Source organism: Pararhodobacter sp., from assembly GCF_034676075.1.
Lineage (GTDB): Bacteria > Pseudomonadota > Alphaproteobacteria > Rhodobacterales > Rhodobacteraceae > Pararhodobacter.
The window spans coordinates 1-24,469 of the sequence record NZ_JAUCCQ010000037.1 but is presented as its reverse complement, the minus strand read 5'-3'; the positions used below and the strand labels follow the sequence as shown (position 1 = coordinate 24,469).

Here is a 24,469-nt window from a genome sequence, read left to right as displayed (position 1 = left end):
CCATGGACAAAGCCGCCGCCCCTCTGGCCCTTGCCGAGCGGCTCTATGCCCTGCCCCCCGCCCCCGGCCCCGACGAATCGCTGATCGTCGAGGCGGGGCGGATCTGCGACCTCGACGCGCTGGAGACGGCGCTGCGCGAGGGGCTGGCGGGTCAGAACGACGCGCGCGAGATCCGGGCGCTGACGGTCAAGGTCCTGAGCGAGGTCCTGCGGCAGGGCAATGCGGTGCTGCACGCCGCCCTCGCCCGCTCGCCCCGCGATTCGCGCAGCTATGTCCGGGCGCAGAGCTGGCTGACGGATACGGTGGTGATCGCCGCGCTGCGGGTGGCGCAGCTGAACCTGCATCCCAACGGCGCACCGACCAAGGGCCAGCGGATCGCCGTCATGGCGGTCGGCGGTTACGGCCGGGCGGAAATGGCACCCTTCTCCGACGTGGATCTGTTGTTCCTGGCGCCGACCAAGCTGAACGGCTGGGCGGAAAGCGTCATCGAATCCACGCTCTACATCCTGTGGGATCTGAAGCTGAAGATCGGCCATTCCAGCCGCACGGTCGAGGACTGCCTGCGCCTGGGGCGTGAGGATTACACGATCCGCACCGCGCTCTTGGAGACCCGCTTCCTGACCGGCAACGCGACGCTGGCCAGGGAATTGCGCGACCGGCTCTGGTCCGAGCTTTTCGCCAATACCCAGTCCGATTTCATCGAGGCCAAGCTGGCCGAGCGGTCCGACCGACACCAGAAGCAGGGCGGCCAGCGCTATGTGCTGGAGCCCAACGTCAAGGAGGGCAAGGGCGGGCTCAGGGACCTGCAGACGCTCTACTGGATCGCCAAATACATGCACCGCGCCCAGAAGGCGGCGGAACTGGTGGGCCTGGGTTTCTACACCAAGCCGGAATACGAGAATTTCCGCGCCGCCGAGACCTTCCTCTGGGCGGTGCGCTGCCATCTGCACATCCTGACCGGCCGGGCCACCGATACGCTGAGTTTCGACCTGCAGCCCGAGGTGGCGCAGCGCATGGGCTATCTGGACCACGGCGGGCGCCGGGCGGTCGAGCATTTCATGCAGGATTACTTCCGCCACGCCACCCGCGTGGGGGAACTGACCCGCGTCTTCCTCACCGCGCTGGAAGAGCGTCACGTCAAGCGGGCGCCCAAGCTGCTGGGCCTGCTCAGGCGGCGCAAGAAGGTCAAGCCGGGCTACAGTGTCGAGCTGAACCGGCTGGATATCGAGGATCCGAAGAGCTTCCTCGCCGATCCCCTGAACCTGCTGAGGATCTTCGAGGAAGGGTTGCGCACGGGCATGCTGCTGCACCCCGACGCGATGCGGCTGGTTGCCGCCAACCTCGACCGGATCGACGCCGACATGCGGGAAAACCCCGAGGCGGCGCGCATCTTCCTCGACATGCTGCTCAAGCACGGCAACCCCGAGCGGCCGCTCCGGCGGATGAACGAACTGGGCGTGCTCAGCGCGTTCATCCCCGAATTCGAGCCAATCGTGGCGATGATGCAGTTCAACGTCTACCACCATTACACGGTGGACGAGCACACGATCCAATGCGTCAGCGCCCTGGCCCAGATCGAGCGCAAGGAACTGAAGGAAGAGCTGCCGCTCTCGTCCGCGATCCTCGACGCCGGGGTGAACCGCAAGGTTCTCTATGTGGCGCTTCTGCTGCATGACATCGGCAAGGGCCGGCCCGAGGATCACTCGATCCTCGGCGCGCAGATCGCCCGCAAGGTGGCGCCTCGGCTGGGCCTGAACCCCGAGGAATGCGAGACGGTGGAATGGCTGGTGCGCCATCACCTGCTCATGTCCGACATGGCACAGAAGCGCGATATCGCCGACCCGCGCACGATCCGTGATTTCGCCAAGCTGGTGAAGACCAAGAAGCGGCTGGACCTGCTGACCGTGCTGACGGTCTGCGACATCCGCGGCGTGGGCCCCGGGACCTGGAACAACTGGAAGGCCATGCTGCTCAGGGCGCTGCATGCCGATACCGCGGCGGCGCTGCAGGACGGGGCCGAGGCGCTCAACCGCTCGAACCGCGAGGATGAGGCCAAGCGCGCGCTCCGCCGGGCGCTGGCCGATTGGCCGCGCGCCGATCTGGCGGTCGAGACGGCGCGCCATTACGGCCCCTATTGGCAGGGCCTCACGCCCGAGACGCATGTCGTCTTCGCCCAGTTGCTGCGCGACCTGCCCAACAACGAGATCCGCATCGACCTGAAACTGGTCGATGACCGCGACGCGACCCGCGCCTGTTTCGCGCTGGCCGACCATCCCGGCATCTTCTCGCGCCTCGCCGGGGCGCTGGCGCTGGTCGGTGCCAACATCGTCGACGCGCGGACCTACACGACCAAGGACGGCTACGCGACGGCCGAGTTCTGGATTCAGGACGCCGAGGGCAAACCCTACGAGGAAGCCCGCCTGCCCCGCCTGCGCAAGATGATCGAGAAGACCTTCGCCGGCGAGGTGGTTGCGACCCAGGCGCTGAAGGACCGCGACAAGGTCAAGAAGCGCGAACGCGCTTTCCGGGTGCCGACCAAGATCGTTTTCGACAACGAGGGCTCGGATATCTACACGATCATCGAGGTCGATACCCGCGACCGTCCCGGCCTGCTTTATGACCTGACGCGGACCCTGGCCGCGAACAACATCTACATCGCCAGCGCGGTGATCGCGACCTATGGCGTGCAGGTGGTGGACAGCTTCTACGTCAAGGACATGTTCGGCCTGAAACTGCACGCCAAATCCAAGCAGGAATCGCTGGAGAAAAAGCTGCGCGCCGCCATCGAGGCCGGGGCGCAGCGGGCGGCGCAGGGGTGACAGGGGCGCGGCACCCGATGCCGGCGCTCCGGGCCGGGCGCGGCCCTCGGCGCCTGCCCGGGACGCTGGGAGCGACCGCCGGGGAAGCGCCCGGCGTGGATACGAAGGACAAGTCTTGAAACCGATCCGCCTGATCCGTTCCGTCGTCACCGTCGGCGGCTGGACCCTGCTGTCGCGCGGCGCCGGTTTCGTGCGCGACGTGATGATGGCGGCCTATCTTGGCTCCGGCCCGGTGGCCGAGGCGTTTTTCGTCGCCTTCTCGCTGCCCAACATGTTCCGCCGCTTCTTTGCCGAAGGCGCGTTCAACATGGCCTTCGTGCCGATGTTCGCCAAGAAACTGGAAACTGGCGACGATGCGAAAGGCTTTGCCCGCGATGCATTTTCCGGGCTGGCCGGGGTGCTGCTGATCTTCTCGCTGATCGGCACGCTGCTGATGCCCTGGCTGGTGATGGCGATGGCCTGGGGCTGGATTGGGGACGAACGCTTTGCATTGACCGTCATGTTCGGGCGGATCACCTTCGTTTACATCCTGTTCATCTCGCTGGTGGCGCTGCTGTCGGGGATCCTGAACACCTTCGGCCGCTTCACCGAGGCCAGTTTCGTCCCGGTGCTGATGAACCTGATGTTCATCGCCGCCATGCTGCTGGCGGATCGCGCGGGCTGGGACATGGGTCTCACGCTGGCCTGGACAGTACCGCTGACCGGCGTCGCACAGTTCCTGTTCACCTGGTTCTCGGCTCGTCGGCAGGGTTTCACGCTGCTGCCGCACTGGCCACGGCTGACACCGGACCTAAAGCGCCTTCTCATCATCGCCGGGCCCGCCGTCCTTTCCGGTGGCGTGGTGCAGGTCAATCTGCTGGTGGGCCGAGGGGTTGCCTCATGGACGGATGGCGCCGTGGCCTGGCTCAACTACGCCGACCGGCTCTATCAGCTGCCCCTGGGCGTCGTGGGCATCGCCATCGGCACCGTGCTGCTGCCCGATCTCAGCCGCCGCCTGCGCGCGGGCGATGCCGAGGGCGGCCGCGCCAGCTTCAACCGCGGGACGGAGTTCGCCCTCGCCCTGACCCTGCCCGCCGCCGTGGCGCTGATGGTGATCGCCGGGCCCTTGGTCGGCGTCCTCTATGGCCGCGGCAGCTGGACGGCCGAGGATACCTGGGCGACCTCGCTGGCGCTCGCCCTCTATGGCGCGGGCCTGCCGGCCTTCGTCATGCACAAGGTGCTGCAACCCCTCTATTACGCGCGCGAGGACACCCGCCGCCCGTTCCGCTATGCGCTCTGGTCGATGGTGGTGAACGCGGGTCTGGCGATCGGCCTCTCGCCGCTGATCGGCTTCGCCGCCGCCGCGCTGGCGACCACGCTCTCGGCCTGGGCGATGGTCTGGCAGCTGTGGTCCGGCAGCCGCGGCATGGGGACCGAGGCGCAATGGGACGACCGCCTGAAATCACGCCTGCCGCGGATCATCGCCGCGGCGGCACTGATGGGCGCGGTGCTCTGGGTCGCGGCCGGGGCGATGGCACCGCTCCTCGCCTCGCCCGGCTGGCGCTATCTGGCCCTGGCGGGTCTGGTGATGATCGGCGTCGTCAGCTATTTCGGCGGTAGCGCGGCGCTGGGCGCCTTCCGCCTGTCGGATTTCAAGGGCCTGCGTCGGCGGCGCTAAGGACCAACGCCGACCCGAAGGTCGGCGCTGCTGCACCCCGGCACGGCGGCCCTCAGAAGACCTTTCGGCCCACGGCGATCAGGATCACGGCGCCGACGAAGCCCGCAATCAGATAGCCGAAAATGCCCGAGAAGCTGACGCCGACCAGGCCGAAAATGAAGCCCGCCACCGCCGCGCCGACGATGCCGAGGATGATGTTCAAGATCACCCCGGTGTCGGATTTCATGAACATCGAGGCGAACCAGCCCGCCAGACCGCCGATGATGATGGAACCGATGATCCCCATTGCAAACTCCCTGCGTGACCGTCTTCATGTAGGGGATCGCGCCGGGGCGACAAGACGCCTCAGCCGCGAATCCGCGCCCTGAGACGCTGCCAGCTTCCGGGGCCCAGCACCAGCGCCGAGGCGCCGAACCCCAGCGCGAAAGCCGCCAGCTCCGCCATCCAGGCGGGCCCCGTCTCGGCCAGCATCGCAAAGGCGAGACGCGCGCCGATCAAGACGCCGATCAGGGCGAAGGCCCGGCGCTGCTTGACCCGGTCGCCATGGGCATCGCGCCAGCGCAGCCAGGTCACCGCACCGACCAGCGCGAAGGCCATCGGCATCGCCCCCAGCAGCCAGCCCAGTTGATCCTGCGCCGTGACCAGCCCGAACAGGAAGGCCGCTGCCACCGGCACCACCAGCGCCAGCGCCAGGAAGCGGATCGCCCCGAAGCTCTCGCCCACCATCTTGCCCAGCGCTGCCAGCAGCACCACGGCAAAGACGGCATGCATCAGGCTGCCATGGACGAAACTATAGGTGAGGTAGCGCAGCAGATGGGTCAGCGGAAAGCGTGTGTTCTCCAGCATCCACTCCTGGATGCCGCTGGAAAACGCGAAGCGCTCGATCGCCCGGACCCGCCAGCCGATGCCCTGCTGGCCGCCGATCATCCCCTGCCCGGCCAGGCTGAGGGTGACCTCGACCGCCAGGATCACCAGGACCAGCAGCCAGACCGCCCCCGGCAAGGGGTTGATCGGCGAGGAATTGAGGTCGCGCAGCAGGCGCTCGTCGTCTTGGTCGCTCATCGGGGCTCCGGTCGGGTCCGCGTGGGGTCGGTTGACGCCCCGTCGCGCCAGCGATAAGCGAGGCGGAGCCGTTTTTCCACCATGGAGTGTCGTCCATGACCGACGCCAAGGCCCCGACCGCCACCGCCGATGCGAACCCGGGCTTCACACCGCGGGTGTTTTCCGGGATCCAGCCCTCGGGCGGCCTGACGCTGGGCAATTACCTGGGCGCCATCAAGCGCTTCGTGGAGATGCAGGGCCAGGGGGTCGAGACGATCTATTGCATGGTCGACATGCATGCGATCACCGTCTGGCAGGACCCCGAGGCGTTGCGCCGGCAGACGCGGGAACTGGCGGCGGGCTATCTGGCGGCGGGCCTCGATCCCACGAAATCCATCCTCTTCAACCAGAGCCAGGTCTCGGCCCATGCCGAATTGGGCTGGATTTTCAACTGCGTGGCCCGGATGGGTTGGATGAACCGCATGACGCAGTGGAAGGACAAGACCTCGGGCAAGGATGCCGAGAAGGCCTCGCTGGGGCTTTTCGCCTATCCCTCGCTGATGGCGGCCGACATTCTGGTCTATCACGCCACGCATGTGCCGGTGGGCGAGGACCAGAAGCAGCATGTGGAGCTGACCCGCGACATCGCGGCGAAGTTCAACCATGATTTCAAGGTCGATTTCTTCCCGATGACGAACCCGGTGATCGAGGGCGCGGCGACGCGGGTGATGAGCCTGCGCGACGGCACCAAGAAGATGTCGAAATCGGACCCCTCGGACGCCGCGCGGATCAACCTGACCGACGATGCCGATACGATCGCCAAGAAGATCAAGAAGGCCAAGACCGACGCCGAGCCGCTGCCCGAGAGCTTCGAGGCGCTGGCCGACCGGCCCGAGGCCAAGAACCTGGTGAACATCTACGCGGCGCTCGCGGGCATGACCAAGGATGCGGTGCTGGCCGAATTCGCGGGCCAGGGCTTCGGCGCCTTCAAGCCGAAGCTCGCCGATCTGGCGGTCGCCTCGCTGGCGCCGATCTCGACCGAGATGTCGCGGCTGATGCAGGACCCGGCCGAGATCGACCGGATCCTCGGCCAAGGCGCCGACAAGGCCGATGCCATCGCCCGGCCGATCCTGGAAAAGACCTACGACATCGTCGGCATGATCCGCTCGCGCCGCTGAGGCGCCCTGCGGCGGGAGGCCCGCTCCCGCCCGCCCACCCCGCGTGCCTCCCGCCGCGGAGAGGGCAGCGCTGGTGACCGGGGTTCCTGTGGGACCCGCCGCACGACCGGCGTCCCATTCTCAAGGGCGGTCCTCCGCCCCCCATGCTCCCCAAGGGCAGAAGGACAGCGCAACCGCCCTCCTCCCGCGCCACCCTTCTGCCGCCTTCTTTGTTCTGAAAATATCCTCGGGGGTATCCAAAGGGGGTGGAAAACCCCCTTTGGCGGGGGGTGCGGGGGGCGGCGCCCCCCGCTGGTCGCCCGATGAGCGCGCGCTTGCGCGCGGGACGAGGGCGAAACCACTCCCCTGCCCCGGTTGCTCTGCCCGCGCTCACGGCTCGCGCAGCGCCCGGGCGAAATGGTCGCGCACGGGGTCGATCAGATAGGCCAGGGGCGTTCGCACGCCGGTGGCGATGAAGGCCTGCACGCTCATCCCCGGCACCAGACCGTCCTCGCCCACCGCGCTCAGTGTCTCGGCCGTGGGCACGATCTCGACCCGGAAATGCCGCACGCCAGTGCGCTCATCGACGAAGGTCGCGGCCGAGATGGCCGTCACCCGGCCCGGCAGATCCGGCAATTCGCGCGCGGTCAGGCCGGGAAAGCGCAGCATCGCCAGTTGGCCGAGGTGGATGTAATCGATCTCGTCAGGGCTCACCCGCAGGGTCAGCACCGGCTTGGGCGGCGCCGAGAGGATCTGCATCACCACCTCGGCCGGGCGCAGCACGGTCCCGGCGGCAGCCAGCGTCAGGTCATGCACGACGCCCGCCGCCGGGGCCCGGATCTCGAGCGCGGCGAGATGGGTCAGCAAGGCCGCGCGGCGGGCGTTCAGCTCGATCAGCTGGCGCCCGGTCTCGGCGAATTGCAGTTCCGCCTCCTCGCGCCGGGCCGCGCCCAGCGACGAGACCTGCATGGCGATCTCGGTGATCTGGCCGCGCAATTCGCCGTCCCGCGCGGCGAGCGCGGCGCGGGACCCGGCCAGCCGGGCATTGGCGCGCGCCAGTTCGCTGACCCGGGTCGACGGGGTGAGGCCGCGGTCGCGCAGCGTCTGCTGGTTGTCGAGTTCCTCGTGCAGGATCTGCGCCTCGGCCTCCAGCTCCTGCCGCTGGCCGATCAGCCCTTCCAGCTCGGCCTCGGCCTGGCGGCGGCGCTGCAGGAGCTGCGCTTCCTGCCGCTCGTAGGTTTCGCGCCGGGCGTCGTAGAGGCGCAGCTGTGCCCGCAGCGCCCGCATGCGCACGCGGTCTTCCATCGCCGAGACCGGCAGGACCGGGAAGTCGAGCCCGTCACGCTCGGCCCTGAGGCGCATGAGCCGCGCCTCGGCCTCGATGATCTGCGCCTCGATGAAGTCGAGTTCGGTGCGCGGCGCGGCATTGTCCAGGGCGGCCAGCAGTTCGCCCGCTGTGACCGTCTGACCCTCGTGCACCAGCAATTGCGCGACGACGCCGCCGTCCGGGTGCTGCACCGGGTGGCGATAGGGGGCGACGTCGACCTCGCCCATCGCCACCACGGCCGAGATGATCGCCGCGCTGGCCGCCCAGCCGATCAGCCCGGTCAGCAGGATCACGCAGGTGGTGATGCCCAGCAGGATCGGCGAGCGGGCCTTGAGTTCGGGGATCTCATCCATCGCGCCCCCGCCCTCCTCCGCCGCCGTTGCCGACCACCGCCATGTGATTGCGCACCATCTCGCGCAGGATGATGTCGCGCGGGCCGAAGCCGGTCTGCACGCCGCCGTCCAGCACCAGCAGATCGTCGCATTCGGCGATCGAGGTGGGACGCAGCGCCGTCACCACCACCACCGCGCCGCGCGCCTTCAGCGCCCGGATCGCGGCGTTGAAGGCCGAGGTGCCGTCGGCGTCGAGATGCGCCGAGGGCTCGTCCAGAATGACCAGCGCCGGGTCGTTGTAGAAGGCCCGCGCCAGCCCCACGCGCTGCACCAGCCCGCCCGCCAGATGCGCGACCTCCGGCTCGGTCGAGGTGTCATAGGCCTCGGGCAGGGCGGTGATCGCGGCATGCACCCCCGCCAGCCGCGCCGCGGCCTCGATCCGGGCGGGGTCGGCCTTGGGGTCGTGGCGGGCGATGGCCTCGCCCAGCGTGCCGGGCAGCAGGGCGAAGCGCTGCGGCAGGTAGCCGATGCGGGTCACCGGCACCTTCGAAAGCGGCACCTCACCCAGCCTGAGAACCCCGGCCGAGGGCGGCATCGCCCCGGCCAGGACCCGCGAGAACAGGCTCTTGCCTGAGCCGCCGGGGCCGATCACCCCCAGCGCCGTGCCGGGACGGACGGTGAAACCATTGAGCCGCAGCACCGCCTCGCGCCGGCCCTGCGGCACGACGACGAGGCCCCGCACGCTGAGCGCGCCGCCGATCGGGCCGCTGACCGGCTCCACCGCGGCGCCGGTGGCGCGCAGGAAGCCGTCGAGCCTGCGCCAGCCCGCCAGCGCCACATGCAGCCGCCCCCAATGCGCCGCCAGCTGTTCGACCGGGGCCAGGGCCCGGCCCAGCAGGATCGAGGTGCCGACCATCAGGCCCGGCGACAGCTGGTTGTCGAGCACCAGCCAGGCCCCCAGCGCCAGCGTCGCCGATTGCAGGAACAACCGGAAGGTCCGCGCCAGCGCCGTCGAGCGCACCGAGCGGTCCGTGGTGGTCAGAAGCGCTGACAGCGCCTCGCGCCGGTAGTCGCGCCAGCGGGCGAAGACATCGGGCGTCAGGCTGGCCACGCGGTCGCCGCCCTCATTCTCGATCGCGGCCTGCAGCACGTCGGCGGCCGAATCCTGCCGGTGCGCGTTGCCCAGAAGCCGCCGCTGCTGCATGTGCCCGGACAGAGCCAGCAGCGCCAGCACCGCGCCGCCCCAGACCGCCAGCCACCCGAGATAGGGATGCACGACATAAAGGAGCGCGAGAAAGGCCAGGGTCCAGGGCAGGTCCAGCAGCGCCTGGGCGATCTGCGAGCCCAGCACCCGCTGCACCGTATCAAGGTCATGCATCGCCAGCGCGGCGCGGGGATCGGGCGGGTCGCGCAATCGGGCGCGCAGACTGGCCTCGAACACGCGCTTTTCCAGCTCATGCCGGGCCCAGGCGCCGATGCGGAGCAGGATCTGCCCCCGCGCCGTGTCGATCCCCGCCATCATCGCATAGAGAAAGCCCACCAGCGCGAAGAGGACGAAGAGCGTGGCGGTCGAGCGGCCGGTCAGCACCCGGTCATAGACCTGCAGCATGAAGATCGGCCCGGTCAGGACCAGCAGGTTCGAAACCGCGCCGAACAGAAGCGCCGCCGCCCAGAGGCTGTGCGTCTTCGCCGTCCAGTTTCCGGCCGTGATCCTGTTCGACATGCCGCACCCCGACAAACGGGGATGCACGGTTGCCCTTGTCACATTCCCCTTTTACACCACCCTAAAGGCCGAGGTGCTAGTATTCGGTAAATGAGCGCAAAGGAGGCACGCGTGAAACATCGCTGGCTGGCAGCATTCTTCGCCGTCGCGCTGATCGCCGGCTGCGCCCGCGCGCCGGAGCCGGGGGTCAACGACCCCTACGAATCGACCAACCGGGCCTGGTTCGACAGCAATCTGCGGCTGAGCTCGGCGATCACCGGGGCCGAGCAAGACCCCGCAGACCCCACACCGCCCCGCGCCAGCCCCTTCCGCCGCGCGCTGAGCAATGTCGGCGGCAACCTGGGCCTGCCGTCCAGCATTCTCAACGACTTGCTGCAAGTCCGGCCCGCGCGCGCGGCCGAGAATACCGTGCGGCTGGTCATCAACACGACCGTCGGTCTGGGCGGGCTTTTCGATCCGGCCGGGGCCATGGGATTCCACGGCCGCCGCTCGGATTTCGGTGAGACGCTGCATCGCTGGGGTGTCGGCGAAGGCGCCTATGTGGTGCTGCCGCTCTTTGGCCCCTCGACCGAGCGCGACAGCGCCGGGCTGGTGGTCGACATGCTGATCGACCCGCTGCGGTTCGTGCTGCCGGCGCCGGAATACGGCTACAGCAGCGCCGTTCGCCTTGCCGGACGCATGGCCGATGCGGCGGAATATTCGGACCTGCTCGACGCGAATGTGATCAATACCGCCGACCCTTATGCCCAGGCGCGCCTTCTTTATCTGCAGAACAGGCGTTATCATCTGGGCGTCGAAGTCGAAGAGGAGATCATTGACCCCTATGCCGATTTCTAGACCTACCCGCCGTCTGCTGCTGGCCAGCATGGCCGCCGCTGCCGCCGCCCCGATGCTGGGCGGACCCGCCGCCGCGCTGACCCAGGCGCAGGCGAACGAGCTGATCGGGAGGGTGATGGCCGATGTGCAGGGGATCATCAACTCGGGATCCTCGGAATCGCAGGTCATTGCCCGGTTCGAGCAGCTTTTCACCCGCTACGCCGATGTCCCGACCATCGCCCGCTCGGCCCTCGGCCCGCCCGCGCGCGGCGCGAGCGCGGCGCAGATGTCGGCCTTTACCGAGGCTTTCCGCGGCTATCTGGCGCGCAAATACGGCCGCCAGTTCCGCCGCTTCGCCGGGGCCGCGGCCGAGGTCACGGGCGCGCGTCAGGTGCAGAGCTTCTGGGAAGTCATCTCGACCATCACCATGCGCGGCGAGGCCCCGTTCGAGGTGCGCTGGCATGTGTCGGACCGGTCGGGGCAGATCCTGTTCTTCAACCTGATCATCGACGGCGTGAATGTCCTGGCCGCCGAGCGGCAGGAGGTCGGCACCATGCTGGAACGCCGGGGCGGCAACCTGGACCGGATGATCCAGGACCTGCGGCAAGCCGGATGAGGGGCGCGCTGACCCTGACCCTGGCCCTGATGGCGGGCGGCGCCTCGGCGCAGAGCCTCTATGACGGGACCTGGACCTATCTCGATGCCTCCAGCTGCAGGCCCGGGTCGGATGCGGTGGTCCGCGTCACCGGGTCCGAGATCCGCTATTACGAATCCCTGTGCCGCCTGTCCAATCCGGTGCCGGTGCGGGACATGGCTGCCACGCTCTATGACGCCGATTGCGCGGGCGAGGGCGATACCTGGCAGCACCGGCTCATGCTGATGCGGACCGAGGAAGGGCAGCTTCTGCACCTGACCCCGCGCCGCGCGCAGCTGCTGAATGCCTGCCCCGCTGACAGCCCGACCGAGGCGCCGGGGAAATAGCCCCTCCGCCATCGCGCAAGCAAAAGGCCGGCTCCGCGCCGGCCTTTTTCGTTCAGCGAAGGTCTTTTGCGGTCAGCGACCGCCCAGCAGCCCGTTCAGGATCCCCATCACCGCGTCGCCCAGACTGTCCCCGGGCGAGCCTTGGGTGCTGCCCGGCGCGCCGCGGGTGGTCGGCGGCTGCAGGTCGGTGTTGGGCTGCGAGGGCACGATCATCGGCAGCGGATGCAGCGGCGTCCCCTCGTGCACGCGGACCATGACCTCGCGCCAGATCTCGGCCGGAAGGCCGCCGCCGGAAACGCCGGTCAGCGGCGCGTTGTCGTCGTTGCCCATCCAGACACCGACCACGTAATCGGCGGTGAAGCCGACGAACCAGGCGTCCCGCGCGCTGGTCGTGGTGCCGGTCTTGCCCGCGGCCTGTCGCCCGTCAGGCAGCCGCGCCCGCCGGCCGGTGCCATAGGGCGCCTCGATCACCTGCGTCATCATCCAGACCAGCCGCTCGGCCGCCTCGGCGCTGATCACCCGCTCGCCGATGCCCGAGCCGATCGTCATCAGCGGCGTCCGCTCTCCGGCCAGCGACAGCGAGGTGAAGCCATAGGGCCGCACCGACGAACCGCCGTTCAGGATGCCCGCGAAGGCCGCCGTCATGTCCAGCAGCGTCGCCTCGGACGAACCCAGCGCCAGCGAGGGCCCCTCGGCCAGTTCGGAATGCAGGCCAAAGGCGTTGGCCGCCTGGCGCACACGCTCGCGCCCCATCGCCTCGGAAATCCGCACCGCGGGGATGTTCTGCGACCGGGCCAGGGCTTCGGCCAGGGTCATGTAGCCCAGGAAGTTGTTGGAGTAGTTGCGCGGCGTCCAGGGGCCCGAGCCCGGGACGTTGATGGTCAGGGGCGAATCCTCGACCAGATCGAAGGGCTGATAGCCGTCCTCCATCGCCAGCGCATAGACGAAGGGCTTGAAGGCCGAGCCGGTCTGCCGCTGCGCCTGGGTGGCGCGGTTGAAGCCGCCGGTGACGTAATGCCGCCCGCCGACCATGCCCCGCACGGCGCCATCGGCCGACATGATGACCACGGCCGCCTCGGCCTCGGACCCCTCGCGCACGCGGTCGGCGAAGACCTGGCGCACGGCTTCCTCGGCGGCGCGCTGGATGCGCTGGTCCAGCGTGGTCTGGATCATCACGTCCTCGGTCGTCTCACGCGTGAGATAGGCCGGGCCGCTCTGCATCACCCAATCGGCGAAATATCCGCCGGTGGTGCTGTCCGCGGCCTCGTGCAGGGTCGCGGGATTGGCGCGGGCCTGCTGGAATTCGGCATCGGACAGATAGCCCTGCTCGCGCATCAGCCCCAGCACCACGGCGGCGCGTTCCTGCGCCCGCTGCAGGTTGCGGGTCGGCGCGTAATAGCTGGGCGCGGGCAGAAGACCCGCCAGCATCGCCGCCTGCTGCGCGTTCAGCTCCCGCGCCGAGATGCCGAAATAGCGCTCGGACGCGGCTTCGAACCCGCGCGAACTGGCGCCGAGGAAGGCGCGGTTCAGATAGATCGAGAGGATCTCGTCCTTGGAGTAATGCAGTTCCAGCGCGAAGGCATAGGGCAGTTCCTGGATCTTGCGCCAGATCGTCCCCTCGCGGCAATCGGCCTCGTAGGCGGCCTCGTTCTGCCAGACGGCCGGGTCGAACTCGCGCCCCAGACAGAGCAGTTTCGCCACCTGCTGGGTGATGGTCGAGCCGCCCGCCCCCCGGAACGCCCCCCGACCCGACGCGATGTTCGAGGCGATGGCCCCGGCGATGCCGCGCGGGCTAACGCCGAAATGCCAGTAAAAGCGCCGGTCCTCGGAGGCGACGACGGCATGGCGCAGATGCTCGGACACATCCTCGGCCATGGTCGAGCCACCGAAGGACTCACCCCGCCAGGCAAAGACCGTGCCGTCGGCGTCGCTCATCGTCACCGAGCCGCGGGCCCGGCCGTCCAGAAGCTCGGTCACGCTGCCGGGCAAGGTGGTGTAGAAATAGAAGGTCGCCGCCGCCATCACCAGCGCCGCCAGCAGCGACACCCGCCAGGTGACGCCCCAGACGATGCGGAACACCAGCCGGAGAAAGCCGCCGACGAAACGCACGATCGGGTTGCCCGAGCGTTTGGGCTGACGCTTGCGCGGGGGCCTGCGCCCGCCGCCGCCCGAGCCGCCGCGGGACCCGCCACCCGACCCGTTGCCAGCCTGAGGCCGAGGCGCCGAGGCGCGCCGGTCCGCCACAAGAGGAGGACGCCGGGTTCCGTTCGATGCCATACGCTGTTCTGCCCGCTGCCGTGCCGTTTCGTGTCTTTGGCGTACAATACCCGCGCGCCGCGCGCTTGTGGAGGCCCCGTCTCACAGCGATTCGCCTTCGTGATATGCCCGAAATTTAATCGCCCGTGCCTAATTGTTCATTTTTTGAGCAATCAGCCGGTTTCGGGGCGGTTTCCGGCCCGTGCCAGCGTTGCGCTTTGCCGCTTTGGGCAGCGCTATTGGCGCAGGACGCGCCCGTCGAAGGGCGCCCCTGGGACCGCAAGAAGGGGGCACACGTGAAGTACATCATCGCAGCAATCAAGCCGTTCAAGCTGGAGGAGGTCCGCGAGGCGCTGACCACCATCGGCGTGCGCGGCCTGATGGTCACCGAGATCAAGGGCTTCGGGACGCAGTCGGGACATACCGAAATCTACCGCGGCGCCGAATACGCCGTGAACTTCGTTCCGAAAGTGAAACTGGAAATCGCCGTGCCCGATGGACTGGCGGATCAGGTCGTCGAGACGCTGTCGCGGACCGCGCGCACCGGCAAGATCGGCGACGGCAAGATCTTCGTTCTGGATCTGGAACAGGCAACCCGCGTGCGGACCGGCGAAGCCGGCGACGAAGCGCTCTGAGCGACCACGGGACAAAGGGACCGACACACATGCAACTGAAAAAACTCCTTCCCTCTGCTGCCGTGGCCGCGATGCTGCCGCTGGCCGCCCTCGCCCAGGAGGCGACCGAGGCCGCCGCCGAGGTGGTGACCGAAACCATGGACAAGGGCGACGTCGCCTGGATGATGACCGCCACCGTGCTGGTGCTGTTCATGATCGTCCCGGGCCTTGCGCTGTTCTACGGCGGCCTCGTCCGCTCGAAGAACATGCTGTCGGTGCTGATGCAATGTACCTCGATCGCCGCCATGGTGATGGTGATCTGGGTGCTCTGGGGCTATTCCTTCGCCTTCGGCGGCAGCACCTCGCCCTATTGGGGCGGCCTCGGCAAGCTGTTCCTCGGCGGTGTCACGGCTGACTCGATGGCCGCGACCTTCACCGATGGCGTGGTGATCCCCGAATTCATCTTCATCGCCTTCCAGATGACCTTTGCCGCCATCACCCCGGCCCTGATCGTCGGCGCCTTCGCCGAGCGCATCAAGTTCGGCGCGATGATGCTGTTCATGGCGCTCTGGGTGACGCTGGTCTACTTCCCGATCGCCCATATGGTCTGGGACGGCTCGGGCCTGATCTTCAACCTCGGCGGCGGCACCGGTGCGATCGACTTCGCCGGCGGCACCGTGGTCCACATCAACGCCGGTATCGCGGCGCTGGTCGCGGCGCTGGTCATCGGCCCGCGTGTGGGCTTCAAGAAAGACAACATGGCCCCGCATTCGATGACCCTGACGCTGGTTGGCGCCGGCATGCTCTGGGTCGGCTGGTTCGGCTTCAACGCTGGCTCCAACCTCGAGGCCAACGGGGGCGCTGGCCTGGCGATGATCAACACCTTCATCGCAACCGCCGCCGCCATCCTGGCCTGGAACATCGTCGAGAAGATCACCCGCAAGCATTCCTCGATGCTGGGCGCCGCCTCGGGCATGATCGCGGGCCTCGTGGCCATCACCCCGGCCTGCGGCACCATCGGCCCGATGGGCGCCATCGTCCTGGGCGCCGCGGCCTCGGTGATCTGCTACTTCTTCGTCGCCGTCGTGAAGACCAAGGTGGGCTATGACGACAGCCTCGACGTGTTCGGCATCCACGGCATCGGCGGCATCGTCGGCGCCATCGGCACCGGCTTCCTCTCGGCCGAAGCCTTCGGTGGCGTGGGCACCCTGGCCGACACCGCGGCCGCCCAGACCTGGATCCAGATCCAGGCCGTGGCGATCACCATCGTCTGGTCGGGCGTCGTGTCCTTCATCCTGCTGAAAGTGGTCGACATGGTCATGGGTCTGCGCGTGTCGACCGATGACGAGCGTCAGGGCCTGGACCTCACCAGCCACGGCGAATCGGCCTACAACCACTGATCCCGCCCTCTCTCCGACGGGATCCTGAACCCGGGCGTTCGCGCCCGGGTTCTTTCGTTCTGGCGCTTGGCATTCTGGCGTTTGGCGGGAACGGAGGGGTTTCGCCCTCGGTCGCAAGGCTTTCAGCCTCGCGCCTTCGGGCGACCAGCCGGGGGGTTTCACACCCCCCGGACCCCCCGTGGGATATTTGAAGAACGAAGAGGAATTGGGGGCGGCGCCGGGCCGCGCCCGGATCTCAGCCCCGGCGGATCGTGTCGCCCGGTTCCAGCCGCGGCGTCAGCTGGATCTTGTGGCCGCCCATCACCCCGTCGCCGAAGCCCTTGCCGGCGATGATCGCCGCCGCCTTCTCGCCGATCTCGCGGCGGCAGGCGTCGATGGTGGCCAGCTGCATCGGCAAGCCATCGAGGAAATCGGTGCCGTTGAACCCGGCAAGGCCCAGCCTGCCCGGGATGTCATAGCCCTTGTCCAGGCAGTAGAGCAGCCCGCCCGCGCCGATCATGTCGTTGGAATAATAGAGGAAGTCGATATCCGGGTTGCGGGTGAGAATGGCCTCGGTCAGCTCGCGCCCCTTCTTCAGGGCGGAGCCCCCGGAATAAAGCTCGGTCGCGGTCAGTTCCAGCCCGTGCTCGGCCAGCCCCTCGACCAGCCCCTCCATGCGTTTGCGCGCGCGGTGGTCGTCGGTCATCTTGGTGCCGAGGAAGCCGATCTTGCGATAGCCCGCGGCGACGATGGCCTCGGCCATCTGGCGCCCGGCGGCGCGGTGCGAGATGCCGACCACGCTGTCGATGGGCTCGCCGTCGGAATCCATGATCTCGACAATCGGGATGCCGGCATTTTCCAGCATGGCGCGCGCGGCTTCGGTATGCTCGAGTCCGGCGATGATCACGCCCGAGGGCCGCCAGGACAGCATCTCGTAGAGGACTTCCTCTTCCTTCTCGGCCGAATAATTCGTGACGCCGAAGACCGGCTGCAGCCCGCTGTCCTCCAGCGCGGCGGAAATGCCGCTCAGCACCTCGGGAAAGACCATGTTCGACAGGGACGGCACGATCACCGCCACCAGATTGACCTGCTGCGAGGCCAGCCCGCCGGCGATCTTGTTGGGCACGTAGCCGAGCGCCCGGGCGGCGGCGAGGACCTTCTCGCGCGTGGCGGGCGAGACATCCTCGCGGTTCCTGAGCACCCGGCTGACCGTCATCTCGCTGACCCCGCAGGCCTCGGACACGTCCCGCAGCGTCAGGGGGCGGCGGATCTCGGGTTGACGGGGTTGCGACATGCGGCGGGCCTCCTTCGTGCGGAGGAACGGCGTGACGCCCTTCTCCGCGCCCCTGATCGTTACGGCGAATGAGCCTTTCTAGACCGGGGTTTAGGCCAGTGTCAAAGCAAGGATGATACCGCAATCATCAGGCCCTGCCGCGCGGTCCGGTCTTGCCTTGCGCCGCACTTGCCGCGATAGAGGAGGCGGCGGCCCCGTGGCTCAACTGGATAGAGCAGTCCCCTCCTAAGGGACAGGTTACAGGTTCGAATCCTGTCGGGGTCACCATTGCCCTTCTGGGGCGCGCGATCTCCCTGTTTCAGCCAGTCTGTATCGGCACCAGCGCGAGGTCCGTGGGGCCGAGCGCGGTGACGCCTTGCAGCAGGGCGACCGGGTCGCCGTTTACAAGGATGCGCAGGCCGCCGGCCTCAGCGTCGTAGAGGGTCGTGACCTCGGGTTCGGGGCCCTGCCCTTCCCAGCCGATGGTCAGGTGGTCGATGCCGGGTTCGAAATCAGCCACCAGGGCCGGGTTGTCAGTGTCGATCCAGCCGTCCAGCTGGAAGGTATCGGCCCCCTCGCCGCCATGGGCCAGGTCGTTGCCGCCCAGATGCAGCGTGTCGTCGCCCGCGCCGCCGTTCAGCGTATCGGCCTCGCCGCGGTCGTTGCCGCCGTCGAGCCGATCGTTGCCGTCGCCCCCCATCAAGAGGTCGCGCCCCTCGCCACCGTCCAGCGTGTCGTCGTCGAAGCCGCCCTCGAGCGTGTCATCGCCCTCGCCGCCGTTGAGCGTGTCGGCGCCCGAACCGCCGGTCAGCCAATCCGCGCCCGAGCCGCCGTCGAGGATGTCGTCGCCGCTGGCGCCCAGAAGCCAGTCGGCATCGTCGCCGCCAGTGAGCGTGTCGTTGCCGGTGCCGCCGTCGAGCGTGTCGGAGCCCGCCCCGCCATCGAGCCAGTCGCGGCCGCCCAGCCCCTCGACCCAATCGTTGCCGCCGCCGCCGAGGACCGTATCCGAGCCCGCCTCAACCGCCAGATTGTCGTCGCCATCGCTGCCTTCCAGGTAGCGGTTGGCGGGCAGTTCGGGCGGGTATTCGCTGTCGATGACACCGCTTTCGGAGGCCTCAGCAGCAGGAAGCGGGTCGACGGGGGCGGTTCCGAGGGGATCGACAAGCACCAGGACTTCGCCCGCCGGGGCCGGGAGGGCCGCGTCGTCGGGGTCGTCTTCGGGCGCGGGATCTTCGGGCACAGGCGCTTCAGGCAGCGGGCCTTCGGGAGGGGGTTCGGCCAAGCCGGGTTCTTCGCCTGCGGCGTCGATCAGCTCGCCCTCGCCGGTGGCCTCGCTGCCGGGTTCGTCCCCGGGCGCCGCGGGATCGGGATCATCGGCCGCATCCTCAGCCGCACCCCGGATGAAGGTATCGCTCACGCCCGCGGCGACCGCGATGCCGAGCAGCCCCAGCAGAAACCACATACAAACCCCCAGCCGCCCGCAGGCGGCACACCGTTACAGCCCCAGAATACACCGCTAAACCTTGAACAAACAGGGACCATGGGCAGGCAGCAAGGCAGATTCTGCGCGCATGGTAAATACCCCGTGCCGCCGCCCCGGGCGCTGCCCCGCGCGAATCCGATTGCCCTTGGGCCGCCGATCGCCTATACGCGCGCATCCTCGCCCCGTCCCGGGGTCAGGACCCTCCATGGGCGCGTGCTGGACGACATCCCGGCCGATGCCTTCACCCTTTGACCACAGGAGACCCCGATGTCGATCACCGTCGAAGAAAAGCAGCGTCTGATCAAGGAATTCGGCACCAAGGAAGGCGACACCGGTTCGCCCGAAGTGCAGGTTGCCATCCTGACCTCGCGCATCAACACCCTGACCGAGCACTTCAAGACCCACAAGAAGGACAACCACAGCCGTCGTGGCCTTCTGATGCTGGTCGCCCAGCGCCGCAAGCTGCTGGACTACCTGAAGGGCAAGGAAGAGGCCCGCTACACCGCGCTGATCGGCCGCCTCGGCATCCGCCGCTGAGCTGCCGCGCCTCGCGCAGACGACCGAACGCCGGCTCATCGAGCCGGCGTTTTGCGTGGTGCGGGGCCGCACGCGCCTCTCTTGACTTCGCTGCTTCTGCGGCGCAGCGTGCGCGGGTTTCCGACTGGGGGACCCCATGGCAAAGAGAAACCGCAGCTTCGCGGTGGTCGGCCTCGGCGCTTTCGGCAGCACCGTCGCGACCGAACTGGCCCGCTTTGGCAACCGCGTCGTCGGCATCGACATCGACGAACGCCGCGTCTCGCTTCTGACCTCGACCCTGACCAGCGCGCTGATCATGGACGCCACCGATGAGGCGGCCCTGCGCGAGGCGGGGATCGACAATTACGACGTGGCGCTGGTGGCGATCGGCTCGAACCTCGAGGCCAGCATCCTGACGGCGATGACCCTGAAGCTGATCGGGATCGAGACGCTCTGGGTCAAAGCCTCGAGCCGCACGCATCACCGGATCCTGGCCAAGCTGGGCGTCGACCGGGTGATCCAGCCCGAGCAGGAGATGGGCCGCCACATCGCCCAGATGCTGAACAACCCGGTGCTGCAGGATTACGTCAGCCTCGGCAACGGCTACAGCGTCGTCAACATCGTCGTGCCGAAGCGGCTGGAGGGGCGCGAGCTGAGCTCGCTGGGGCTGGGCACGGTGCATGACCTGCGGCTTCTGGGGGTTATGCGGGGGACCGAATTCCGCCATTCCACCGAAGACACGCTGCTGGAGACGGACGACAAGCTGATCCTGCTGGGCAAGCGCGGCGAGCTGCGCAGCTTCGGGGATTCGCTGTGAGATTACGCCGCCGGTTGCGGGCACTGGCCAGCCGGCTGCGCGCGATCCCGCCGCCCGCCATTCTGGCGCTGCTCTATGCCGTGCTGATCGCGCTGGGCGCGCTGGCGCTGAAACTGCCGCTGGCCCATGTCGGGCCGCTGTCCTGGTCCGACGCGATCTTCACCGCCACCTCGGCGGTGACGGTGACGGGGCTCGTGGTCTTTGACGTCGGCGCACAGCTGACCTGGTTCGGCGAATTCGTCGTGGCCTTCCTGATCCAGCTGGGCGGGCTGGGGCTGATGACCTTTGCGGTGCTGATCCTGGCGGCGCTGGGCATGCCTTTGGGCATCACCGGCCAAGTCTTCCTGCGCGAGGATTTGAACCATCATTCCATGCACCGGCTGCTGGGTCTGGCCGCGACCGTCCTGCGGGTGGTGCTGGTCTGCGAGGTGGCAGGGGCGCTGCTGCTGGCGCTGACCTTCGTGCCGCGGCTGGGGCTGGCCGAGGGGATGTGGGCGGCCGTCTTCCACTCCATCTCGGCCTTCAACAACGCCGGGTTTTCCACCTTCCCGGACGGGCTGATCGGCTATGCCACCGACCCGGTGGTCAACAGCGTGATCCCGGCACTGTTCATCATCGGCGGCATCGGCTTCGTGGTGATGCAGGACGTGATGGGCGGCCGCAGGCCGCAGGCCTGGACGCTGCATACCAAGATCATGCTGCTGGGGACCGGGATCCTGATCCCCTGGTCGGTGCTGGGCTTCGCCACACTGGAATGGAACAACCCCGGCACGCTGGGTCAATACGACAGTGCCATCGCCCGGCTGGTGGTCAGCTGGTTTCAGGGCGTGACCACCCGGACCGCGGGCTTCAACACCGTCGATATCGGCCAGTTGCACGACGATACCTCGGTCATGTTCATCTCGCTGATGCTGATCGGCGGCGGGCCGGCCTCGACCGCGGGCGGCATCAAGGTGACCACCTTCGTCGTCATGCTGCTGGCCACCGTCGCCTTCTTCCGCCGCCAGACGCAGCTGCATGCCTTCGGCCGCTCCATCGGGCTGGAGCAGGTGCTCAAGGTCATGGCACTGACGGCGATTTCGGTGCTGCTCGTCTTCATCGGCGTCTTCATCATGACCGTGGCCCATGACGGCCAGTTCCTGGACATCGCCTTCGAGGTCGCCTCGGCCTTCGGCACCGTGGGGCTGAGCCGCGGCATCACCGGCGAGCTGAACGAGGTCGGCCGGGCGGTGATCGTGGTGATCATGTTCCTGGGCCGGGTCGGACCGCTGACGCTGGGCTTCTTCCTGGCGACCCGCACCACGCCCCGCATCCGCTATCCGCAGGCGACAATTCACCTAGGCTGACGCTTGGCTCTTTCCCTGCGCGGAAGGCAGGCTATATTCTTCAGGTCGGCGCGTATGGGGCGCGCCCAATCCCGAGATCTGCCATCGACGACCTTGTGCGCCCGGCTCCGAAGCCGTTTCCCGATGCTGAACCCGCCGACCATGCCGCGCGGCTCGCCGGCAGAGAGCGGCTCGACGCCCTGACCCGGAGCCAGCTGATGGATTCCGGGGCGGAGGTCGTGTTCGACCGGGCCTCGCGGCTGGCCTCGCGCATTCTGGAAACGCCGATCGCGCTGTTGTCGCTGGTCGATGCCGAGCGGCAGTTCTTCAAATCCTCGATCGGGCTGGAGGAGGGGCTGACCGGCACCCCGCTGTCGCATTCCTTCTGCCAGTATGTCGTGAGCCAGGGCGCGCCGCTGGCGGTCAGCGACGCCCGCGCCCATCCGCTGCTGGCAGGGAACGGCGCCGTGCCGGACCTCAGGGTCGTCGCCTATCTGGGCGTGCCGGTGCGCGATGGCGAGGGGCGGGTCCTGGGCTCGCTCTGCGCCATCGACCACCAGCCCCGGGCATGGAGCGAGGGGGATCTGGCCGACCTGACCGACCTCGCCACCATCGTCGAGACCGAGATCGCCCTGCGCCGCGTGGTGGTCGAGCGGCAGTTGCTGATCCAGGAGCTGAACCACCGGGTGAAGAACCTGTTCTCGGTGGTGGGCGGCATCGTCCGCATGAGCCGCGCCACGGGCGAGAGTGCCAGCGCGCTGTCCGATCGCCTGCAGGCGCTGTCGCGGGCGCATGCGCTGATCGCCCCCGCCATCCACGCCAATCAACCGGCCGAGGCCGGGACCACGCTGCGCGCCCTGATCGGCACGCTGCTGGCGCCCTGGGATTCCGAGGGCCAGGTCTGGCGCATCCAGGGCGGGGATCTGACGGTAGGCGCCCGGGCCACGACGGCGCTGACGCTGGCCTTTCACGAACTGGCCACCAACGCCGCGAAATACGGCGCCCTGTCGGACGACACGCCCGGGGCGAGGCTGAGCATCGACTGGGTGATCGGCGACGAGGACCTGCGCCTCACCTGGGCCGAATGCGGGGTCGAGGCCGGCGGCGCACCCGCGGCTCCGGCCGGGTTCGGCACGCAGCTGATCGGCCTGACCCTGCAGGGCCAGCTGGGCGGCACGGTCGAGACCTCGCACGACGACAACGCGCTGCGCCACGTGATCACCATCCCGCTGAGCGCGCTGGCCCATTGAGGCGCGGCCGCCGGGCCCCGGATCGGCGGCCCTCGTCCGGTGCCGCGGCCTCCCCCTTCCCCCGCAGCCATTTTTCCTGTATGGCCCCGCAGCATCTGTGACGTGACGCTGTGACCCCGGCGTGATGCGAAGGATAGGGGTCGGCGGCAATGGGGCCGCCATAGACACGGGAGACCCGGCAGGGGCCGGGAGCGCTCCCAGAGGAAACTGAATGTTCAACATCACCAAGAAATCCATCCAGTGGGGCAACGAGACGCTCACGCTGGAATCGGGCCGCGTTGCCCGCCAGGCCGACGGCTCGGTCATCGCCACGCTGGGCGAGACCTCGGTCATGGCCAACGTGACCTTCGCCAAAGCGGCGAAGCCCGGTCAGGACTTTTTCCCGCTGACCGTGCATTATCAGGAACGCACCTATGCCGCCGGCAAGATCCCCGGTGGCTTCTTCAAGCGTGAAGGCCGTCCCTCGGAAAAAGAGACGCTGACCTCGCGCCTGATCGACCGCCCGATCCGTCCGCTGTTCGTCGAAGGCTTCCGCAACGAAGTGCTCGTCGTCTGCACCGTGCTGTCGCACGATCTGGTCAACGAGCCCGACATCCTGGCGATGATCGCCGCTTCGGCCGCGCTGACCATCTCGGGCGTGCCCTTCATGGGCCCGATCGCCGCCGCGCGCGTCGGTTTCGCCAATGGCGAATACGTGCTGAACCCCGATTGCGACGACATGGTCAAGCTGCGGGACAACCCCGAACAGCGCCTGGACCTGGTCGTGGCCGGCACCGCCGACGCCGTGATGATGGTGGAATCGGAAGCCTATGAGCTGTCCGAAGCCGAGATGCTGGGCGCCGTGAAATTCGCCCACGAGTCGATCCAGCCGGTCATCGGCCTGATCATCGACTTCGCCGAAGAATGCGCCAAAGAGCCCTTCGACTTCGACGCGCCGGACTATTCGGCGATCCTGTCGCGGATCAAGGCGCTGGGCGAGACGCAGATGCGCGCCGCCTTCGGCATCAAGGACAAGCAGGACCGCGTCAACGCGATCTCGGAAGCCCGCGCCGCCATCAAGGCGCAGCTGAACGAGGAAGAGCTGGCCGACCCGCAGCTCGACACCGCGATGAAGAAGCTGGAAGCCTCGATCCTGCGCGGCGACGTGATCAACGGCGCGCCCCGCATCGACGGCCGCTCGACCACGGACATCCGCCCGATCACCTGCGAAACCTCGGTTCTGCCGCGGACGCATGGCTCGGCGCTGTTCACCCGTGGCGAGACGCAGTCGCTGTGCGTGGCCACGCTCGGCACCGGCGATGACGAGCAATTCGTCGACGCGCTGACCGGCACCTACAAGGCCAACTTCCTGCTGCACTACAACTTCCCGCCCTATTCGGTCGGCGAAGTGGGCCGCATGGGCAGCCCGGGCCGTCGTGAGATCGGTCACGGGAAACTCGCCTGGCGCGCGCTGCAGGCCGTCCTGCCCGCCGCCACCGACTTCCCCTACACGATCCGCATGGTCTCGGAGATCACGGAATCGAACGGCTCGTCCTCGATGGCCACCGTCTGCGGCGGTTCGCTGTCGATGATGGACGCGGGCGTTCCGCTGAAAGCCCCGGTCGCCGGTGTGGCCATGGGCCTGATCCTGGAAGACGACGGCCGCTTCGCCGTGCTGACCGACATCCTGGGCGACGAGGATCACCTCGGCGACATGGACTTCA

The 24,469-nt window shown here is 68.2% G+C and carries 20 protein-coding genes and 1 tRNA gene; 14 read left to right on the top strand and 7 right to left on the bottom strand.

Annotated features, from left to right (window positions below; genetic code table 11):
- Positions 1 to 2 precede the first annotated feature (2 nt).
- Both VDQ18_RS12025 and murJ read left to right on the top strand, forming a co-directional pair.
- Positions 3 to 2,819 (top strand): [protein-PII] uridylyltransferase, encoded by a 2,817-nt coding sequence (locus VDQ18_RS12025; protein ID WP_323021176.1) that lies wholly within the window; start codon positions 3 to 5, stop codon positions 2,817 to 2,819.
- A gap of 115 nt (positions 2,820 to 2,934) precedes the next feature.
- A complete protein-coding gene (murJ, locus tag VDQ18_RS12020) occupies positions 2,935 to 4,476 on the top strand; it encodes a murein biosynthesis integral membrane protein MurJ (RefSeq protein ID WP_323021175.1) in 1,542 nt (513 codons plus the stop codon).
- A gap of 52 nt (positions 4,477 to 4,528) precedes the next feature.
- Here murJ and VDQ18_RS12015 read toward each other — a convergent pair whose 3' ends face one another.
- Both VDQ18_RS12015 and VDQ18_RS12010 read right to left on the bottom strand, forming a co-directional pair.
- Positions 4,529 to 4,762: a GlsB/YeaQ/YmgE family stress response membrane protein gene (locus tag VDQ18_RS12015; RefSeq protein WP_323021174.1), complete on the bottom strand. Its 234-nt coding sequence runs from the start codon at positions 4,760 to 4,762 to the stop codon at positions 4,529 to 4,531.
- Between the two features lie 59 nt (positions 4,763 to 4,821).
- Positions 4,822 to 5,538 carry a rhomboid family intramembrane serine protease gene (locus tag VDQ18_RS12010; RefSeq protein ID WP_323021173.1) on the bottom strand — a complete coding sequence of 239 codons (717 nt, stop codon included), beginning with the start codon at positions 5,536 to 5,538 and terminating at the stop codon, positions 4,822 to 4,824.
- A 95-nt stretch (positions 5,539 to 5,633) separates the two neighbouring features.
- Between VDQ18_RS12010 and trpS the strand changes: the two genes are divergently transcribed.
- On the top strand, positions 5,634 to 6,695 hold the full coding sequence (gene trpS, locus VDQ18_RS12005) for a tryptophan--tRNA ligase (RefSeq protein WP_107751261.1): 1,062 nt from the start codon (positions 5,634 to 5,636) through the stop codon (positions 6,693 to 6,695).
- A gap of 369 nt (positions 6,696 to 7,064) precedes the next feature.
- Here trpS and VDQ18_RS12000 read toward each other — a convergent pair whose 3' ends face one another.
- Positions 7,065 to 8,354 (bottom strand): HlyD family type I secretion periplasmic adaptor subunit, encoded by a 1,290-nt coding sequence (locus tag VDQ18_RS12000; RefSeq protein ID WP_323021172.1) that lies wholly within the window; start codon positions 8,352 to 8,354, stop codon positions 7,065 to 7,067.
- Positions 8,347 to 10,056, bottom strand: a complete 1,710-nt coding sequence (locus tag VDQ18_RS11995) for a type I secretion system permease/ATPase (RefSeq protein ID WP_323021171.1) — start codon at positions 10,054 to 10,056, stop codon at positions 8,347 to 8,349. Before VDQ18_RS11995 ends, VDQ18_RS12000 begins: the two co-directional genes overlap by 8 nt.
- A gap of 111 nt (positions 10,057 to 10,167) precedes the next feature.
- On the opposite strand from VDQ18_RS11995, the gene VDQ18_RS11990 reads away from it, so the two are divergent.
- From VDQ18_RS11990 to VDQ18_RS11980, 3 genes are read left to right on the top strand one after another with little or no spacing between them, the layout of a single operon-like run.
- Positions 10,168 to 10,893, top strand: a complete 726-nt coding sequence (locus VDQ18_RS11990) for a VacJ family lipoprotein (RefSeq protein ID WP_323021170.1) — start codon at positions 10,168 to 10,170, stop codon at positions 10,891 to 10,893.
- Positions 10,880 to 11,488, top strand: a complete 609-nt coding sequence (locus VDQ18_RS11985; protein WP_323021169.1) for an ABC transporter substrate-binding protein — start codon at positions 10,880 to 10,882, stop codon at positions 11,486 to 11,488. The genes VDQ18_RS11990 and VDQ18_RS11985 overlap by 14 nt, the downstream gene beginning before the upstream one ends.
- Positions 11,485 to 11,853: a hypothetical protein gene (locus VDQ18_RS11980; protein ID WP_323021168.1), complete on the top strand. Its 369-nt coding sequence runs from the start codon at positions 11,485 to 11,487 to the stop codon at positions 11,851 to 11,853. Before VDQ18_RS11985 ends, VDQ18_RS11980 begins: the two co-directional genes overlap by 4 nt.
- Before the next feature lie 72 nt (positions 11,854 to 11,925).
- Here VDQ18_RS11980 and VDQ18_RS11975 read toward each other — a convergent pair whose 3' ends face one another.
- Complete coding sequence (locus VDQ18_RS11975; protein ID WP_323021167.1) at positions 11,926 to 14,130, bottom strand: transglycosylase domain-containing protein; 2,205 nt, start codon at positions 14,128 to 14,130, stop codon at positions 11,926 to 11,928.
- A 275-nt stretch (positions 14,131 to 14,405) separates the two neighbouring features.
- On the opposite strand from VDQ18_RS11975, the gene VDQ18_RS11970 reads away from it, so the two are divergent.
- Both VDQ18_RS11970 and VDQ18_RS11965 read left to right on the top strand, forming a co-directional pair.
- Positions 14,406 to 14,744, top strand: coding sequence for a P-II family nitrogen regulator (locus VDQ18_RS11970; protein WP_107751268.1), 339 nt, complete (start codon positions 14,406 to 14,408; stop codon positions 14,742 to 14,744).
- A 29-nt stretch (positions 14,745 to 14,773) separates the two neighbouring features.
- The gene (locus tag VDQ18_RS11965; RefSeq protein ID WP_323021166.1) at positions 14,774 to 16,123 is read left to right on the top strand and encodes an ammonium transporter; all 1,350 of its coding nucleotides are present in this window, start codon (positions 14,774 to 14,776) and stop codon (positions 16,121 to 16,123) included.
- A 235-nt stretch (positions 16,124 to 16,358) separates the two neighbouring features.
- On the opposite strand, the gene VDQ18_RS11960 is transcribed toward VDQ18_RS11965, so the two are convergent.
- Positions 16,359 to 17,396, bottom strand: a complete 1,038-nt coding sequence (locus VDQ18_RS11960) for a LacI family DNA-binding transcriptional regulator (RefSeq protein WP_323021165.1) — start codon at positions 17,394 to 17,396, stop codon at positions 16,359 to 16,361.
- 190 nt (positions 17,397 to 17,586) lie between these two features.
- On the opposite strand from VDQ18_RS11960, the gene VDQ18_RS11955 reads away from it, so the two are divergent.
- A tRNA-Arg gene (locus VDQ18_RS11955) sits at positions 17,587 to 17,663 on the top strand.
- Positions 17,664 to 17,694: 31 nt separating this feature from the next.
- Here the strand turns inward: VDQ18_RS11955 and VDQ18_RS11950 are convergent.
- Complete coding sequence (locus VDQ18_RS11950; RefSeq protein WP_323021164.1) at positions 17,695 to 18,837, bottom strand: calcium-binding protein; 1,143 nt, start codon at positions 18,835 to 18,837, stop codon at positions 17,695 to 17,697.
- A gap of 288 nt (positions 18,838 to 19,125) precedes the next feature.
- On the opposite strand from VDQ18_RS11950, the gene rpsO reads away from it, so the two are divergent.
- From rpsO to pnp, 5 genes are all read left to right on the top strand, one after another.
- Positions 19,126 to 19,395, top strand: coding sequence for a 30S ribosomal protein S15 (rpsO, locus tag VDQ18_RS11945; RefSeq protein WP_323021163.1), 270 nt, complete (start codon positions 19,126 to 19,128; stop codon positions 19,393 to 19,395).
- 136 nt (positions 19,396 to 19,531) lie between these two features.
- Positions 19,532 to 20,191, top strand: a complete 660-nt coding sequence (locus VDQ18_RS11940; protein WP_323021162.1) for a TrkA family potassium uptake protein — start codon at positions 19,532 to 19,534, stop codon at positions 20,189 to 20,191.
- Entirely contained in the window at positions 20,188 to 21,537 is a 1,350-nt protein-coding gene (locus VDQ18_RS11935) for a TrkH family potassium uptake protein (RefSeq protein WP_323021161.1), read from the top strand. The genes VDQ18_RS11940 and VDQ18_RS11935 overlap by 4 nt, the downstream gene beginning before the upstream one ends.
- A gap of 197 nt (positions 21,538 to 21,734) precedes the next feature.
- Positions 21,735 to 22,766: a GAF domain-containing protein gene (locus tag VDQ18_RS11930; RefSeq protein WP_323021160.1), complete on the top strand. Its 1,032-nt coding sequence runs from the start codon at positions 21,735 to 21,737 to the stop codon at positions 22,764 to 22,766.
- Positions 22,767 to 22,977: 211 nt separating this feature from the next.
- On the top strand, positions 22,978 to 24,469 hold a 1,492-nt coding region (gene pnp / locus VDQ18_RS11925; RefSeq protein ID WP_323021159.1), incomplete at its 3' end, for a polyribonucleotide nucleotidyltransferase.